This window comes from Marinobacter sp. AL4B (genome assembly GCF_019916045.1).
GTDB lineage: Bacteria > Pseudomonadota > Gammaproteobacteria > Pseudomonadales > Oleiphilaceae > Marinobacter.
Genome location: NZ_JAILWZ010000011.1, coordinates 214,735 through 231,023, shown reverse-complemented (window position 1 = coordinate 231,023; position 16,289 = coordinate 214,735). Strand labels below are relative to the sequence as shown.

Genomic DNA, 16,289 nt, shown 5'->3' with positions numbered 1-16,289 from the left:
GGAAGCTACATTTGAAAACAGGTAGGAAGCATGGCCGTGGTAACTGTGACTGATTCCGCACGAGATTATCTCGCAAGCTTGATAGAGAAGCAGGATGTTGAAGGCATGGGGGTTCGGATTTTCGTAACCCAGCCGGGTACACGAAATGCGGAAACGTGTCTGGCTTATTGTCCGCCGAACGAAGTGGTGCCGACGGATGAAGCGAAAGATCTGGAAAAGTTCATGTTGTATCTGGATCATAACTCCGTGCCGTTTCTGGAAGACGCGTTCGTGGATTATTCCAAAGACCAGATGGGTGGCCAGCTGACCATCAAAGCACCGAACGCGAAAGTTCCGCAGGTATCTGATGATGCACCGCTTCCCGAGCGTGTTCAGTATGTGCTCGCCTCTGAAATCAATCCAAACCTGGCTGCCCATGGTGGTGATGTGTCTTTGGTAGAGATTTTTGACGAATCTGTGGCAGTGTTGCGTTTTGGTGGTGGTTGCCAAGGGTGCTCTGCTGTGAGTCTCACGCTGAAACAGGGTGTCGAGAAAACGCTGAAAGAGCGAGTGCCAGAAATCACTGCAGTACGGGACGTAACGGACCATACGCAAACTGAAAACGCGTATTACCAGTAGATCTCCCTCATCTCATCAAGTTTCCCGCCTTGAGCAGGTGGTGGTGTATACCGCTGCCTGCCCGTATCACGCTTTTGACTGGCAATGCGGCCAATGTGGCGCGGGCTCGGTTAGTTCATCATTCGCCACATACTCGGATATTTAGTACGGTATTTTGCCGTTCCTTGCGAACAATACCCCGCGGGTGGCGGGGATGATGGATGGGATTGCGCTTGTCTGAATACTCACTTCTATTAGTGCCTTTGGTGGCCGCGGTTGTTGGTTGGGCCACTAATTGGCTTGCAATACAAATGTCATTTTATCCCGTTCAGTTTGTCGGGATCGGTTTTCTCGGTTGGCAGGGTGTTATACCTCGTAAAGCCGAGAAGATGGCTCATATTTGTATTGATCAAACGCTTCAGCAATTTGGTGATCTAAACTCGGTTTATCGAAAGCTCGAGCCTCATAAAATTGTCGAGCATGTGGTCAATCTAGTGTCTCCAAGACTGGATGAGTACATCGATTCCATGATGTATGACGTGCATCCCGTTCTATGGGATAACCTGCCTCTTTTCGTTCGTTCCAGAATATATCGTTGGGCTCGCGAGCAGTTACCTTCAAGAATCGAAGAGCTGGTTGATGACATTGGCGATGACCTTGATAGCTTGGTTGATCTAAAGGCCCTATTAAGTCGGCAGTTACAAGCCAACCCTGATCTGATGAATCGAATATTTAAGGAAGCTGGCGCAGTTGAACTGAAGTCGGTGGTGAATCGAGGTGCATGGATTGGAGGTGTGCTTGGGGCAGCCTTGCTGCCGCTCTGGATTCGTTATCCGGAGCCCTGGGCGTTGCCTTTGGGAGGCTTTTTAGTCGGTTTCGTCACGAACTGGCTGGCCATTAATCTCATTTTCGCACCCTTGCGACCTCGCCGGTTTCTGTTCTGGAAGATTCAGGGTTTGTTTTTGCGCCGCCAAAACGAAATCAGTGATGTGTGGGCCCGCTTGGTGGCTGAGGAGCTGATTACGGTAGAACTGGTAGCAGACGCGATGGTGAACGGTGATCAGGGCAATCGAACTCGGGCTATTTTGCAGAAGCACCTCAGGCCGATGTTGGACGAATCGCTGGTGTTGAAAATGGCGGCTCAGGTTAGTGTCGGAATGACTGGCTATGCCGATTTAAAGCGTGTCATGAACGATAAAGCCGTTATCGCAACAAAAGATGTGTTTGCTGACCCGGCGTTTAAAAAAGAGCGGGCCCCTGCTGTGGCCGCGGTGCTCGCGGAGCAGATGAAAGCGCTGAAGCCTGAAGATTTTCAGGACATTCTGCGCCCGGCTTTTCGAGAAGAGGAACTTCAGTTGATGGTTGTCGGCGGCATTTTCGGCGCAGCAGCGGGACTGGTTCAGATAGTTGGAGCCACCTATTTGCCGCTTTTTTTATAGGCGCTTAAATTACTGTATTCATAGGCAATTTGTAGGGCGGGGTAGGCCCGCTATTTTGCAGGCGGTTTTTGCCGGAGTGCCGGGGAATAGTTGCATCAGATAAATGCTGTTACCTTTTTCTTCGCCCAGTGCATCCTTGACGGCTTTTACAAACAGCCGGTTTGAGGGTGGCGACATCTCATGCTTTTTATAAAAGTCTCTCAGAAACTCTATGATTTCCCAGTGATTGTCGTTCAGCGAAATGTCGTCTTCGGCTGCAATCACAGCGGCCGCATTTGATGTCCAGTCAGTCGCGTTTTCCAGAAAACCTTCGTTATTTCGTTCGGGGAGATTCGATACGCTCATGTTTACCAGCTGATGATTTTCGCGTGTTTTGTCGTAAGCTGAACCAGCTCGTCGTAATTGATCGTGGTGATGTCTTCACTGGACGCCTCGAGCCCTCTAGCATCCGTGTCGGCTTTTAGGACGTAAAGTTTGCACGGAGCGTCCAGATGGTTACCCGCAACGCTGAGTACGCCATTCTCGATCAATACTAAAGTGTCCGAGGGCGTCAGTGCTTGAGTGCACGTTTTATGGCGGGGATGCTCCGGCGCTTTGTTCAGGATGTGAAGCGTTGAGTTGCTCTTCATGATATCTGACCCTTAGCCTGCGAAGACCACATGTGTGTGGCTGCTCAATACGTCTTGAATGTTGCTGGCGAGTTCTATCCCGGGCAGCATTGCCGATTCACTCAGGCCATATTGCTGGCAAGCGTGTTCATCTGCGATCAGTGCCTCGATACCAAACAGCGGAGCGGCGGATAAGTTCTTTTCAGCAGATTTCTGACCGACGCCGTCGGGCTGTTGTCCTTTACGGAGCCAGTTAACACCCGGGCCTGTGAACAGCATTGCTGCAGGCTGATCAAAAGCCGCCAGTGAGAAGGCCATGTCCAAGGCTTCCCGCCCAGACCAAGAGCCATAGGGTGCTTGGTCGATCACAATGAGTGTGGTCATATTAGCTCCCCCCATGGAAATAAAGAGTTCGATCCGCGGCTTGGCTGCCTTCTACCCACTCTCCCAGGCCAGCGATCTCGAACGGCGCGCGAAGGTTCTCTGCAGGCAGTTCGTAGCGGGCTTGCTCCGTTTCGTCTACGAGCCCTCGGCGCAAGGCGGAAGCAATGCAGGCGGTAGCGGGAATGCCATGTTGTTTGAGAAAGAGGCACCACTGTTGTGGCCAGTGGGTTTCATCCGAAGGCGGGGTGCTCAGGCTGGACGCGAGATGGACACCATCTCCGTATAAGAATACACGGTCGATTCTATGTCCGGCCGATAGAGCGGCTGTCGCGAACATCAGGGCGGTTTGAGGGGCTTGTGAGGTCCATGGGGCACCTGTAATAACCAACGTGTAAGCAAGCGAGTTCAGCATGTTTCAGGAGTCTGATAATGGGTAAGTGCAGATTAGGAGTGTACCTAAAGCAGAAACCCCGGCAAAGGCCGGGGTTTCTGTAGGCTGGCTCAACGTGCTGAATCAGTCGTCGCCGGTGAACGCGCCAATCAGGTGCAACAAGCTGACGAACAGGTTGTAAATGTTCAGGTACAGCCCGGTTGTTGCCATGATGTAGTTGGTTTCACCGCCATTCACGATACGGCTGGTATCGTAAAGGATGAAGCCAGACATCAGGAATACGATAGCTGCGCTCATCGCCAAGCTGAAAGCAGTAACTTGAACGCCGAACATGCTGGCGACGAAGGCGCCCAGCATACCAACGATAACCACCATCATGCCTGCCACCAACATGCCACGCATGAAGCTGAAGTCTTTCTTGGTGGTTAGCACGTAGCCTGACAGCCCCAGGAACACAACCGCCGTGCCACCCAGCGCTTGCATAACAATCTGACTGCCGTTAGCAAACTGCAGGTAGTGCATCAGGATGGGGCCCAGTGATAGGCCAAGCAGTCCCGTGAAGGCGAAGACAACACCGATGCCAGCTCCGCTGTTGGCGGTTCTTGGTAGAACAAGCCATACCAGAGCCAGTGCGCCTAAGCTGCAAATGAGGCTTGCGCCTTGGCTCAAGCCGATGCTCATGGAAACACCGGCCATGACGGCACTGAACAGAAGTGTCATTGCCAGCAGGGTGTAAGTGTTACGTAGAACCTTGGTGGCTTCTGGGCTGATGGCGCCGGTAGCGCTGCCGCGAGCGACTTGGATGCCACCCTGGCTTTGAACGTTGTATTGCCTGTTATCCATTCTCGTCTCCGAATTTATCAAACGGCGGGGAGGGTAGGCTGATTGCGCCTTTCCGGTTCCCTCTAACCTGAAGTCCATAATAAGGTTGTATACGCAACTTTCAATCATTTGTGACAATAAAGAGGGTGAAGAAGTTCATTACACTTCGTCCACCTGAACTATGCTGGTGAAACGTTGATCAATCAAAAGGAAATCCACAAGAATTTTAGGAATTTCGATACAAACCGTTGACAGCATAGGCGATTCCGGTATCATGCACACCGCTGTCGAGATGACGGCAAGAAAGATGCGGTGGGCTGGCAGAGCGGCTGAATGCAGCGGTCTTGAAAACCGCCGAAGGTTAATAGCCTTCCCGGGGTTCGAATCCCTGGCCCACCGCCATTTTCCTTTCTATACAGGTGTTTAGAGTTAGACATCTAGCCTCAAATTACCCTCCGAGTGCGTGTGTTTATCATCGACAATATGCAGTTGAGTGTTTTCCCTTCGATTTTCTTCGATTCCACGTCTTAATAGTTACCGCATTTTTTACTCTTAAATAGCCGTCTGTAGTGCGCTTGTCATCGAGCAAAAAGCTCTCCGCTACTTCGCACCCGCAGTATCCACTGATGCGTGAATCCTCCCTGTAACCCGTATTACCCGATAAAGAAAGGGGCATGCCCTTAGGCCCTCGTTGATTTTTCGAGGGCAGGGTGCGGCTCAACCACTAGACTGGGGTGTTTATACCTTGCCAGTAAGTTTCATGAATTCCCGCAAAAGAGCACCGATTTTTCCCGAATATTCTGGATCGCGTTTGGATATTTCATCAACCACTTCAAGCGATTTGGCGCGGAGCATTGTCACCGCATCGCCGTTCATTTGAACAATCTCTCCGTTATATTCAGTCTTGAACTCCTGCATTCGTTGCAGATCTTTCATCATGAACATCCCGGCAGCTTCGAGGTGTGTTGCCAGAACAGCATCTTCGATGACTTTTTGGAAATCCGATCCGAGCTTGTTCCACGATTTCAGAGAAACAAATACCTCACTGTTCTGGTGTGATGCGAGGTTCGGTTGGATAATATATTTGTTTACCTCCTGCAGGTTCATCCCCCACCCGGCAGAGACGCCACCCCAGTGCGCACCGTCGACTACGCCGGTCTGAAGGGCCTGATAAAGCTCGCCGCCGCTGATAGATACCGGTGCTGCCCCCATTTTTTCAAAGACTTGTGCAGAACTTCCGTTTGAGCGAACTTTGAAGCCTTCGAAATCCTTTGGTGTCTCAAGCCGCTTGTTGCTGTAGATGGCCGTGCCACCATTTGAAATAGGGCCTACCTGATAGATCCCGCGAGTGGCGTAGGCTTCGCGGATGATGTTGAGCGCGCCCATGTCGTGCATGAAAAATTGCATTTCCTCAATGGAATCCCAGGTCCCGAAATTACCATTGAGGTGACCTGCGGCAGGGATGTCCCCGACCCAGTACGCGGGATAAATAAGTGCCCCGTCCAGTGTTCCACGGCGGACCCCACGCAGAACATCTCCGGTAGAAACTATAGAGTTAGGTTGATGGGTTTCGATCTCGATTTCACCGTTAGTCGCTTCTTCGATGCGACGCGCCAATCCATTAAAGATAGGGTCGTAATACCAGTTTCCAGTTGGCCAGTGTGTCTGCATCTTCCATTTGATTTTCTGTTTGGGCGATGCAATGACTGCGGGCGCGGATAGGCCCAGAGCCGCAACGGTTGCAGCGGCAGTCGTGCCAGTGGACAAGAATTTGCGGCGGTTTATTGTCTTTGTGTCTTTCATATCAGTCTCTTTCGTTGTTGTAGGAGGTATCAATTATTAGTGAGTAAGCTCACGCCTTCCGTAAGGATGGAAGGAAACGCGAGGAGAAAAATTCCAAAAAGAATCATTAATACGACATACGGCAGTACGCTTTTATAGAGGTCTAGGATAGGGGTGTGCGGGCTGAGGGTTTTGAGATAGAAGATGTTGTAGCCAAAGGGCGGCGAAATGTAACCCACGCATAGGTTCAGCTGAAAGATAACGGCGAACCAAATGGGGTCGAAGCCAAGCTCGACAACAACAGGCATAAAGATTGGCATCACCAACAGAATAATGCCTATGGGGTCTAAAAACATTCCGAGAATGAATCCTGCCCCCTGCATAACCAAAATGAGAAGCCAGGGAGAGATCTCGAGAGACAGCAAAAATGACTGCACAAAGTTGATACCGTTGGCAGCCGAATAAACGGAGACAAACGCACTGGCCCCGAAAATAATCCAAAGAACCATACCGCTCATAGTGGCGGTCGAATAACTGACATCCTTGATAAAGCTCCAGTTAAGCTCACCTCGCATGGCAATTGCGGCTAAAACTGCGGCGGCACCCACGGCTGACGCTTCGGTTGGCGTTGCCATGCCAAGGAATATCGACAGCAGCACCACCGAAATAATGGCCATTGGAAGAACAATGGAACGGAGCGAGCGAATTTTCTCACTCATAGGGACGCTTTCAGAGGAGGCGGGTGCTTTTTCAGGCTGCAGATTTGCTGTGATGATGACATAACCAAGAATGACAACCAGCATTCCCAGTCCTGCAATCAAGCCACCCATGAACAGCTTGCCGATGGAAAGCCCGGTACTCATGCCGATAACAATCAATGTTATGGAGGGCGGGATTAGAATGCCGAGAGTGCCCGCTGCCCCGATCGTGCCAAGCACGAGTTTTTTATCGTAGCCGTGCTTCTCCATTGCAGGCATACCCACCATGCCTGTTGTCAACGTGGAGGCCGCACAGCTGCCGGTCATGGCAGAAAGAAGCGAGGCGAAACCGGTGGTGCCCACGAGTAGCCCACCGTTAACTTTTCCGGACCATAGGTAAAATGCTTGGTATAGGTCGGTCGCTATTTTCGACTTCCCGAGAGATATCCCCATCATGACGAACAAAGGGATGGCGGCAAGTGAGATCGACCACATACTGGCAAAAGTGGCAGACAGAATGGGGAACAAGCCGCTTGTGCCGTTCATGATCAATATAAAAATAGTAGCGACTGCACCCAGAGCGAAAGCGAGCGACACTCCAGCTATAATAAAGGCTAGCAGAAGACCAAACATACCAGCGGTTAAGAGTTCTGGTGACATGGGCTTACCCTTTGCTTTGTTGTTTTGGATTGACGAACTGGATTGCGGATGACATCAGGCCGGCCAGACCCTGGATCAGAATGAGAGCTGTTCCTATAAAGAGTGCCAGATTCACCGGCCACATAGGGTGGCGCAAAGCACTGGCATCCAATTCGTTGAACTCCCAGGCATCTAGGAAATAAAACCAGGCCTCGTAGGTCAGGGCCGTAGTCCAGATGGCCAAGGCCACATAATTGAGCATGTCCGCAAAGGCATTCCACTGGGGAGACCTGGTATTAAGTAGTACATCGACCCGCACGTGCCCGCCTTTGATCAGGGTGTAGGCTCCGATCAGGATGAAGTAGGCCGCAAAGACACGTTGCGTGTAACCAGGAGCCCATACCGACGGAGCGTTGAAGACGTATCTCGCGATGACTTCGTAAACTACGATAGCCATTCCTATGAACACGAAAAAACTGAATAGCTTTCCGACGATCAGGTTGAACGTTTCAATGATTCTTAGAGGATTCATAGCGTTCTCTATTATTTTAATGGGGACTCTTATTTATTCTGTTCGTGAGGCATCAGGCCCACTGGTAGCGGTTAAAGTTTTCGCGCAGCATTTTCTTGCTTACTTTGCCGGTGGCTGTATGAGGCAGGGTGTCAACAAACTCACAGGCATTCGGTATCCACCACTTGGGGATCTTCCCTTCAAGGAAGCTCAATAGCAGATCAGGAGTTAGTGATGGATAAGAGTCTTCAGGCACAACAACGAGGAGAGGTCGCTCACTCCAGTGCTGATGAGCAACGCCGATGACGACAGCTTCACAGACCCCGGGGTGTGCCATGATCGCATTTTCAATTTCGATGGAACTGATCCATTCCCCTCCGGATTTGATTACGTCTTTTACCCTGTCTGTGATGCGCATATACCCTAAGGGGTCAATGGTTGCTACGTCGCCGGTATTGAACCAGTCATGCTCCCGGGATTTGCCATAGTAGGCGCTGCATGCCCATGGACCGCGGATTTCCAGAACGCCGGTTGTTTCTCCGTCGTGGGGTAAGGTATTCCCGTCTTCATCAACGATGCGCATCTGAATTCCGAATAATGGACGCCCAGATTTCAAGCGCTGGTCTGCCCGGGCCGCTTCGGGAAGTCGATTGTGTTCAGGTAGGTAGCGGTTGTAGCTTCCGATAGGGCTGAGTTCTGTCATACCCCAACCGTTTTCCAGTCTGACGCCATGGCGATCCATTTCGTCATACAGTTTTAGTGCGCCTGCAGCGCCTCCGATAACGCCTCTGTCAAGGCTTGGGATGCGAGTGCTGGTGGCATTCAGGAACTGGTTAATGCCACTCCAGAGTGTCGGAACGGCGAGAGAGAAAGTAACTTGCTCCTGGTTGATGAGATCAGTCATCGCCTGTGCGTCCGATACCTGTGGACCAGGCAGTACCAGAGCCGCTCCTGCCATGGGGGCGCTGTAAGGCATGCACCAGGCATTGACGTGAAACATGGGTACCAGGGGCATTACAACGTCTTCGGATGTAAGGCCCAGTTGGCTCGCCATGTTTTGTGACATGCATTGCAAAACAATACTTCGATGACTTCCCAATACCCCTTTGGGGTCGCCCGTGGTGCCAGACGTATAGCACAGGTTGCTGGCGCGGTTTTCATCCAGAGTGGGCCAGTCATAGCTATCCTGTTCCCGGTTGAGCAGGCTCTCATAGGCTTGCAGATTCGGTAAGGTGCTCTGAGGCAGGTTGTTGGCTGAGCATAGCGCTACCCAGTGTTTTACTGAGGGAAGGTCGCTTTGCATCGCTTCGATGACCGGAATGAATTCCGGGTCGATGAACAATGCTTCGTTCTGTGCGTCGTTAATAATAAATTTGACCTGCTCCTTGAACAGTTTCGGGTTGATGGTGTGACAGATACGGCCAGTACAGGGGATAGCGTAGTGCAGCTCGAAATGCCGATGGTCATTCCAGGCAAGAGTGCCGACTCTTGCTTCGGGGGCGAGTTCCAGACGGTCCAGTGCGTTTGCCAGTTTGGCTACTCGAACGAAGGCGTCGTGGTAGGTCAGCCTGGTTATGTCGCCATTTTTACCGCGGGAAATCAGCTTGTTCTCTGCGGCGATCATTTCCGCATGAGACATTATTGTTGTGATGCTAAGAGGGGCATCCATCATTAAACCTTTCAAGACAGGCCTCCGGTTGTTGTTTTAGAAGGGCGACTTCGCGTTGCCAGGGTAAAGTTAATCGTCTGTCGAGATCGAAGTGAGCAAAATGTATGCCCGTTTGTGACGATGCGCTGAAACCCACGGTTGGAGGGGGTGGGGCCTGTATAGGGGGGTGGTGTTTAGAAGTGGTCTTGTTTCAAATCTGAAACGCGTGTTGCATTTGTTGGTTGAACGTTTCAGTTTTGAGTTTTGGTTTGGGGCTGGCGAAGCCTTCGCCAGAGGGTCGACCGGCTAATGCCCAGCGCTCTTGCAGTTCTTGCCATATCGCCATCGTGGGCGTCGAGGGTTTCCTGGATGAGCGTTATCTCGGCGGCTTTGCCGAAATTGTGCAGGCTTTCCTTTGGAGTGTTTATTGCGTGATGCTCTTTAGGTACTGAGAACAGCTCTGGAAACAGGGCTTCAAGTGGTTTCGATTCGCCAGGGAACTGGCTCATTAAAAAGGCGCGCTCTATCAGGTTTTCAAGTTCACGAATATTGCCGCTCCACTGGTGGTTCATCAGGCGAGGCATGAGTGTATTCAGTATGTCATTAGCCGCCTGTTCCTGGTCGGTATTTCCCGCGGCGAGGTTTCTGGCTAGCAGTTTGGAGAGTAGTGGGATATCGGAGGCGCGCTTGCGCAAGGGCGGTACCGATATTCTGAGGATGTTAAGACGGTAGAAAAGGTCTTCACGAAACCGGTTATTGGCGATTTCTTGTTTCAGATCCCTGTGGGTGGCCGCAATGACTCTGATATTGATGGGGGTGGGCTCGGAGCCACCAAGACGGAGTACCTGACGCTCTTGTAAAACTCGAAGCAAGCGAGTCTGGAGATGAATCGGCATATCGCCAATCTCATCGAGGAAAATAGTGCCGTTGTGTGCTGCCTCGAACAGCCCCGGTTTCCCGCCTTTGCGGGTGCCGGTAAATGCCCCTTCGTCATACCCAAACAGTTCGCTTTCAAGCAGGGTTTCAGGGAAAGCCGCACAGTTAATCGCAACGAATGGCATCTGTTGTCTGCTGCTGGCGTTATGAATGCTTTGGGCAAACAGCTCTTTGCCAGTGCCGGTCTCGCCGGTAATTAACACAGTCGAGTTGGAGTGGGCGTACAATTTTGCCAGCTGGATCGCTTGCTGAAATGCCTGTTCCTCGCCGGTCAGTTGTTCAAAGTGATATTTGGCAATGAAATGGCTTGGGCGACTTTGGGAGCGCAATCGACGCTCCGCGCGCTGGATTTCCCGTATTTCCTGACATGTCAGTATTGCTCCGTCTATCTGCCCGTCTTCCATAATAGGAAGTACGCTAATGGCCAGGCGCTGGCTTCCTCTAAGGCTCAGGTGGCTTTCAATCGCGGTTCCCTTTGTCAGCACGCCATTTATATTGATGTCAGGGAAGTGTTCGGCGGCGCGATCTCCGATGGAGATTGGCTGATCAGGTTGTAGCAGGGTGTTCATGCTGTTGTTAACGGAAAAGACTTTGCCTGTCGCGTCCAGTGCAATGACCCCTTCACTAAGATTTTTCAGAACCGCATGAATGCGCCGGTGTTTTTGGGCTTCGGCTGCGCGGCTGTGGCATATCGCGAGTGCATCATCGAGTGTCAGGCGAACTGCGTCAGCATTTATTGCGAAGACACCTTCTGCGCCAGCGGCTTCCGCCAGCTCAACCACGGTAGGGGAGCCGATTATTACGCGATAACCTTGATCAACAAGCGTGCGGACTTTTTCGCGAGCTTCCTGTAGCGAGGTGTAGACAGCCTGTGAAACCTCGACCGTAAATAGTGAGGACATTTCCTCAAGCTCTTTCAAGGTACGCTGGTGCGTAAGAATGCCGGCTTTGGTGCCGCGCTCCCGGGCAAGGTTGATGGCGCGGATAAGGTCGTACTCACCCATCCTGAACGAGAGAATGGTGATAGAAATTTTCTTCCGCAAAAACTCCGCAGATGCACTGGAGCAGATCAGTATGTCCGCGCGCTGTTCCCGCTCTATTGATTTGGCCGTTGCAAGTAGTTTATCGACCGATGTCTCGACAATCTGTATATCCGCTTGTTGTTCATAGCGAGGCAGTATTTCGTTCAGCGTCAGCGTTAACTTGCTCGGATGACCGTCGAAAGTGAGATGGTTGATCAGAGCGATGATGCGCGGTTTGTGGGGTCCTGTGGCCATGATGGGTACGCCTTTCTTTGCATGGAGTAGGGGAATATTAGCGCGGATTAAGTTGTTTCAAAAGTGAAAAAATGTGTTTCAAGATTGCGCCAGAATAGAGGTGCGTTTTTTCTCTCCTTTTTTGTGTATTCCCTAAATCTATGATTTAACAGAATTTATTTTTTAGTCTCTTTATTGGCCCAGAGTTTGCTCAACGCAGTTTATGGAAACGTATCTACGAAAAGAGAGTATCTAATGGATGTTGCACAAAGTGGCCCAAGTTCACAGCATCGTATAGAGGGCGACCGTTGGGGGTGGCAGGAAAGTCTGGAGCGTTATTTATCTGGGGTTCTGCAGGGGAGCCATGTACAGATCACCAACATGGAGTTGCTCTCCGGGGGCGCCATCCAGGAAAACTGGTTGTTGTATGTACAGGTATGTGGTGGCTCCAAAGCCGGAGAGCACCGCTGGGTATTACGGACCGACTCCCTGTCTGTAGTGGATGTAAGTATGTCCAGGGCGGACGAGTATGCCGTACTTAAAACGGTCCATGAAGCAGGTGTCGATGTGCCTACACCCTTCTGGCTCTGCAGAGACCCGGGTGTTATTGGTCGCGAGTTTTTTGTCATGCAAGCGGTTGGTGGCACCGCTGCAGGCCATCGGTTGGTTAAAGATGATGCCCTTGTGCCTGACCGAGCCGCTCTATGTCGGGAACTTGGGCGCAATCTGGCGAAGCTGCATTCCATAAAGCCGCCTCAGCAGGCGCTTGGTTTCTTGCCCTCACCGACTGAAGATCCGGCTCAGGCAACCATTGAGCAATATCTGGGATTTCTGGATGAGTTGCCTTGGGCCTTTCCCGTTATCGAGTGGGGGTTGCGTTGGCTTCGCCTCAACAAGCCTGCTCCGGTTGAATCATGCCTTATTCACAGAGATTTTCGCACCGGTAACTTCATGGTGGATCAAGGTGCAGTGTCAGGCATCCTCGATTGGGAGTTCACCGCATGGGGAGACTGGCGTGAGGACCTGGGATGGTTGACCGCAAAATGCTGGCGGTTCGGCAGGAATGAGAACGTTGCGGGTGGTGTTGGCGCTCTGAGCGATGTAATGGCTGGGTACTCGGAAGTGTGTCCCCGAGAAATATCACCAGAAGAACTCCGATACTGGCAGGTTATGGCGCACGTCCGCTGGGCCATAGTGGCCGTCCAGCAGGCCGAACGGCACCTTTCCGGGAAACAGTATTCGCTGGAGCTTGCTCTCACCGGACGGCTGGTACCAGAGGTTGAATACAATATTCTAACATTGACTGGAGGTCATCCATGAATCGTCCAGATGCATGTGAGTTGCTTGAGGTGGCACGGGAAACTCTGCTGAAGGATGTCTTTCCCGCGGTACCGGAGAACCTGCGTTACGAGGTGCGCATGATCGCCAGTGCAATGGGGATCGCGGCTCGCGAAGCGAAAAGTGGAGTGAATGTCAGCCAGAATGAGGTGGCCGCCTATACAGATATCTTGTCAGACGCCTTAAGCGTTGATCCAGCATCGCTGGAGAGTTCCCGGCAGGCCATGAAAGAAGCGATCCGGGCAGGCTCTTTCGACGCTCCAGGACAAAAACAGGAGCAACTGCAGGCAGTTTTGCACAAGGCTGTGGTGAATGCGCTGGCTATCAGCAACCCTAAAGTTGTGCATCCGTCCAAGAGGGCAAGCTGATGTCCTCGACTCCGAATCGTTACCAAGGGTTAGGTCGTCGTCGCCTTTACCTAGTCCGGCACGGACACGTTAACTATTTCGATGCTACAGGTCATCCATTGGACCCAAGGTCTGTGCCGCTGTCCGCTGATGGTGAGGCTCAGGTGCAGGCGCTGAACCGCATACTGCAGGGCGTGACATTCGACAGAGCCTTCAGCTCAGACTATCCCAGGGCAATTCAGACCCTTGATATGGTTTTGGCAGGTCGATCAGATTCGTGTGCCACAGACTCAACCGCTGCCTTGCGAGAGATTCGGGCGGGGCGGCTCAGTAAGATGCCTCTGGAATCATACGACACAGAAGTGGCCGAAGCTTATCACTGGTCGCAACAGCCTGAAGCTGGATTTCTGAGAGGTGAGCGTTGGGATGATTTTGGCGCTCGGGTCCTTGAATGGTTCGGCACTCTGCTTGCGGACACGAGTTGGCAAAGCGCTGTGATCGCCAGCCATGATGCCGTCAACCGGGTTCTGATCTCGTGGCTGATGAGCGGGGACTTGTCATCGCTACCCTTTATCGAGCAGGACCATGCGTGCCTCAATATTGTGGATGTAGACCAGCCAAATGCTGATGGCTCAGTCAAAGCGTACCTGCGCCTCCTTAACCATACTCCATACAACCCTATTAAATCCGGTGAGCGCTCGACGGTTATGGAGCGGATAACTCAATCCATGTTGTCGATGTGACAACGGAGCCTGCTCACTTTGATCGGCTTAAAATAAATCCAATGATTGGGAAATAACGATGAATTTTGAATTAAGTGATGAGCTCAAAGCGTTGCACGCGAAGGTTCGCAGCTTTATCCGGGACGAGGTGATGCCTCTGGAATCCGATCCGCGCCAGACGCCACACGGTCCCACTGAAGAACTTCGAAATGATTTGGTGGCCCTTGCGCGTAAAAACGGACTGCTTACTTTGCATGCGTCACGGGAAATGGGCGGCGCCGAACTCTCTCATGTTGCGAAAGCTGTGATCTTCGAAGAGGCAGGATATTCGCCGCTCGGCCCCACAGCACTAAATGTTCATGCGCCGGATGAGGGCAACATCCACCTGATGGATGTGGTCGCTTCAGAGGCACAGAAAGAGCGCTGGCTACGACCATTGGTGGAAGGGAAAACCCGGTCTTGTTTTGCGATGACTGAACCTTCTCCGGGAGCAGGGTCGGACCCATCGATGCTTAACACGACGGCTGTCCGTGACGGCGATGATTATATTATCAATGGGAAGAAGTGGTTTATAACCGGTGCAGAGGGAGCCGCTTTTGCGATCATCATGGCGCGAACTGACGATGGTAACGCCACCATGTTTCTCACAGACACTGACAAGCCTGGTTTTAACGTTGACCGAATGATGGATGTGATGGACTCGTGCTTCACCGGCGGCCATGGCGTCGTGCGCTTTGAGAATCTTAGAGTGCCAGCTAGCGACATCCTTGGCGAAATTGGCAAGGGATTTCGGTACGCGCAAGTTCGTTTGGCCCCGGCAAGGTTGACCCATTGCATGCGTTGGTTGGGAGCAGCTCAGCGAGCCCATGATGAAGCCTGTCGATATGCGAGCACACGTGAATCGTTTGGGAAACGCTTGGGTGATCATCAAGGCGTAGGCTTCATGCTGGCCGATAACGAAATGGATATGTTGACTACGCGCCTGTCCATCATGCACTGCGCATGGGTACTAGACAAAGGCGAACGCGCAAACACCGAATCCAGTATGGCCAAGGTGATCAGTTCTGAAGGTATTTGGCGAGTAATTGACCGGAGTGTTCAGGTCCTCGGCGGGCAAGGGGTCTCCGGTGAAAACATCGTGGAGCGAATCTTTAAAGATGCCCGAGGCTTCCGCATTTACGACGGGCCGAACGAGGTTCACCGGATGAGTCTCGCAAGGAAAATTCTCGCCCGTCACACTGACAAATTGAAAGGTTAAACATGATAGATAGTCATCATCTCTTCGGCCTGGCCGGGAAACGTGTACTGGTTACGGGGGCCTCTAGCGGGCTTGGGCGCCACTTCGCTAAAACACTGGCAAAAGCCGGCGCTCAGGTTGTTGTGGGTGCGCGTCGGGTTGATCGCCTTCAGGAGCTGGTTGCGGATATCCGCAGTGAGGGTGGTGCTGCATTGGCATTGTCACTGGATGTCGCCTCACGGATGTCAGTTGTTGCCTGTCTTGACGAGCTATGCCGTCAGTATGGCGGGCTTGATGTTGTTGTGAACAACGCTGGTGTCAGCGATACAAAAGCAGCGCTGGAGTACACAGATGATGACTGGGACAGCATTGTGCAGACCAACCTCAAGGGTGCCTGGATCGTAGCTCAGGAAAGCGCCCGAAGAATGGCGCAGAGTGATGGTGGCAGTATTGTGAACGTTACCTCCATTCTGGCCACCCGTCTGGCAGGTGGGGTCGGGCCATACTGCGCAGCCAAGGCTGGTCTGGCTCATCTGACTCGCTCTTTGGCGTTGGAACTGGCGCGCCATAACGTTCGAGTCAACTCATTGGCGCCTGGTTATGTAATGACTGAAATCAACCAGGATTTTCTGGAAAGTGACGCGGGGGAACGGCTTAAGAAACGTATTCCTGCGAGAAAGTTCTGTCAGGTCCAGGATCTGGATGGTGCGCTTCTGCTTCTTGCTTCTGATGCGGGAAGAGCAATGACGGGTTCTGAAATTGTGGTTGATAACGGTCACGCTTGCTCGGGTTTGTAAAGCCCGACCAGAGCCTGCGTGATCAAATAAAGACAAAATTTTCTGGAATTATCCATTGGATAGTTGGGGAGGTGTAAAACAGCAAAATTAAACACATCGCATTCAGTGAACCGAGGATAAAAGCAAACCTCAGAAAC

The 16,289-nt window shown here is 51.9% G+C and carries 17 protein-coding genes and 1 tRNA gene; 8 read left to right on the top strand and 10 right to left on the bottom strand.

Translation table 11 applies throughout. The features are described from left to right. Positions 1-30 precede the first annotated feature (30 nt). Both nfuA and K5L82_RS05260 read left to right on the top strand, forming a co-directional pair. Positions 31-618, top strand: coding sequence for a Fe-S biogenesis protein NfuA (gene nfuA, locus K5L82_RS05265; RefSeq protein WP_223133440.1), 588 nt, complete (start codon positions 31-33; stop codon positions 616-618). A 212-nt stretch (positions 619-830) separates the two neighbouring features. Then, on the top strand, positions 831-2,036 hold the full coding sequence (locus K5L82_RS05260) for a DUF445 domain-containing protein (protein ID WP_223133439.1): 1,206 nt from the start codon (positions 831-833) through the stop codon (positions 2,034-2,036). An 18-nt stretch (positions 2,037-2,054) separates the two neighbouring features. Here K5L82_RS05260 and K5L82_RS05255 read toward each other — a convergent pair whose 3' ends face one another. From K5L82_RS05255 to K5L82_RS05235, 5 genes are all read right to left on the bottom strand, one after another. Then, complete coding sequence (locus K5L82_RS05255) at positions 2,055-2,381, bottom strand: TusE/DsrC/DsvC family sulfur relay protein (protein WP_223133438.1); 327 nt, start codon at positions 2,379-2,381, stop codon at positions 2,055-2,057. A 2-nt stretch (positions 2,382-2,383) separates the two neighbouring features. Then, a complete protein-coding gene (gene tusB / locus K5L82_RS05250; protein ID WP_223133437.1) occupies positions 2,384-2,665 on the bottom strand; it encodes a sulfurtransferase complex subunit TusB in 282 nt (93 codons plus the stop codon). A gap of 12 nt (positions 2,666-2,677) precedes the next feature. After that, on the bottom strand, positions 2,678-3,028 hold the full coding sequence (locus tag K5L82_RS05245) for a DsrE family protein (protein WP_223133436.1): 351 nt from the start codon (positions 3,026-3,028) through the stop codon (positions 2,678-2,680). 1 nt (position 3,029) lies between these two features. Then, positions 3,030-3,440: a sulfurtransferase complex subunit TusD gene (gene tusD, locus K5L82_RS05240; protein WP_223133435.1), complete on the bottom strand. Its 411-nt coding sequence runs from the start codon at positions 3,438-3,440 to the stop codon at positions 3,030-3,032. Positions 3,441-3,542: 102 nt separating this feature from the next. Then, positions 3,543-4,262, bottom strand: coding sequence for a Bax inhibitor-1/YccA family protein (locus K5L82_RS05235; RefSeq protein ID WP_133005604.1), 720 nt, complete (start codon positions 4,260-4,262; stop codon positions 3,543-3,545). A gap of 290 nt (positions 4,263-4,552) precedes the next feature. On the opposite strand from K5L82_RS05235, the gene K5L82_RS05230 reads away from it, so the two are divergent. Continuing rightward, positions 4,553-4,643, top strand: a tRNA-Ser gene (locus K5L82_RS05230). Between the two features lie 336 nt (positions 4,644-4,979). Here K5L82_RS05230 and dctP read toward each other — a convergent pair. The 5 genes from dctP to prpR all read right to left on the bottom strand — a co-directional run bounded on the left by dctP (position 4,980) and on the right by prpR (position 11,732). Further along, positions 4,980-6,044, bottom strand: coding sequence for a TRAP transporter substrate-binding protein DctP (dctP, locus tag K5L82_RS05225; RefSeq protein ID WP_223133434.1), 1,065 nt, complete (start codon positions 6,042-6,044; stop codon positions 4,980-4,982). A gap of 29 nt (positions 6,045-6,073) precedes the next feature. Next, a complete protein-coding gene (locus K5L82_RS05220; protein ID WP_262492579.1) occupies positions 6,074-7,354 on the bottom strand; it encodes a TRAP transporter large permease subunit in 1,281 nt (426 codons plus the stop codon). Between the two features lie 31 nt (positions 7,355-7,385). Then, a complete protein-coding gene (locus K5L82_RS05215) occupies positions 7,386-7,892 on the bottom strand; it encodes a TRAP transporter small permease subunit (RefSeq protein ID WP_223133432.1) in 507 nt (168 codons plus the stop codon). Between the two features lie 52 nt (positions 7,893-7,944). Continuing rightward, on the bottom strand, positions 7,945-9,555 hold the full coding sequence (locus tag K5L82_RS05210) for a long-chain fatty acid--CoA ligase (RefSeq protein ID WP_228259051.1): 1,611 nt from the start codon (positions 9,553-9,555) through the stop codon (positions 7,945-7,947). Between the two features lie 215 nt (positions 9,556-9,770). Next, a complete protein-coding gene (prpR, locus tag K5L82_RS05205; protein WP_133005600.1) occupies positions 9,771-11,732 on the bottom strand; it encodes a propionate catabolism operon regulatory protein PrpR in 1,962 nt (653 codons plus the stop codon). Between the two features lie 234 nt (positions 11,733-11,966). On the opposite strand from prpR, the gene K5L82_RS05200 reads away from it, so the two are divergent. From K5L82_RS05200 to K5L82_RS05180, 5 genes are read left to right on the top strand one after another with little or no spacing between them, the layout of a single operon-like run. Then, positions 11,967-13,031 carry a phosphotransferase family protein gene (locus K5L82_RS05200; RefSeq protein WP_223133431.1) on the top strand — a complete coding sequence of 355 codons (1,065 nt, stop codon included), beginning with the start codon at positions 11,967-11,969 and terminating at the stop codon, positions 13,029-13,031. After that, on the top strand, positions 13,028-13,417 hold the full coding sequence (locus tag K5L82_RS05195; RefSeq protein WP_223133430.1) for a DUF6285 domain-containing protein: 390 nt from the start codon (positions 13,028-13,030) through the stop codon (positions 13,415-13,417). Before K5L82_RS05200 ends, K5L82_RS05195 begins: the two co-directional genes overlap by 4 nt. After that, complete coding sequence (locus tag K5L82_RS05190; protein WP_223133429.1) at positions 13,417-14,139, top strand: histidine phosphatase family protein; 723 nt, start codon at positions 13,417-13,419, stop codon at positions 14,137-14,139. Before K5L82_RS05195 ends, K5L82_RS05190 begins: the two co-directional genes overlap by 1 nt. Before the next feature lie 58 nt (positions 14,140-14,197). Then, the gene (locus K5L82_RS05185; protein ID WP_223133428.1) at positions 14,198-15,376 is read left to right on the top strand and encodes an acyl-CoA dehydrogenase family protein; all 1,179 of its coding nucleotides are present in this window, start codon (positions 14,198-14,200) and stop codon (positions 15,374-15,376) included. A gap of 2 nt (positions 15,377-15,378) precedes the next feature. Next, positions 15,379-16,152, top strand: coding sequence for an SDR family NAD(P)-dependent oxidoreductase (locus tag K5L82_RS05180; protein WP_223133427.1), 774 nt, complete (start codon positions 15,379-15,381; stop codon positions 16,150-16,152). Positions 16,153-16,289: the final 137 nt, after the last annotated feature.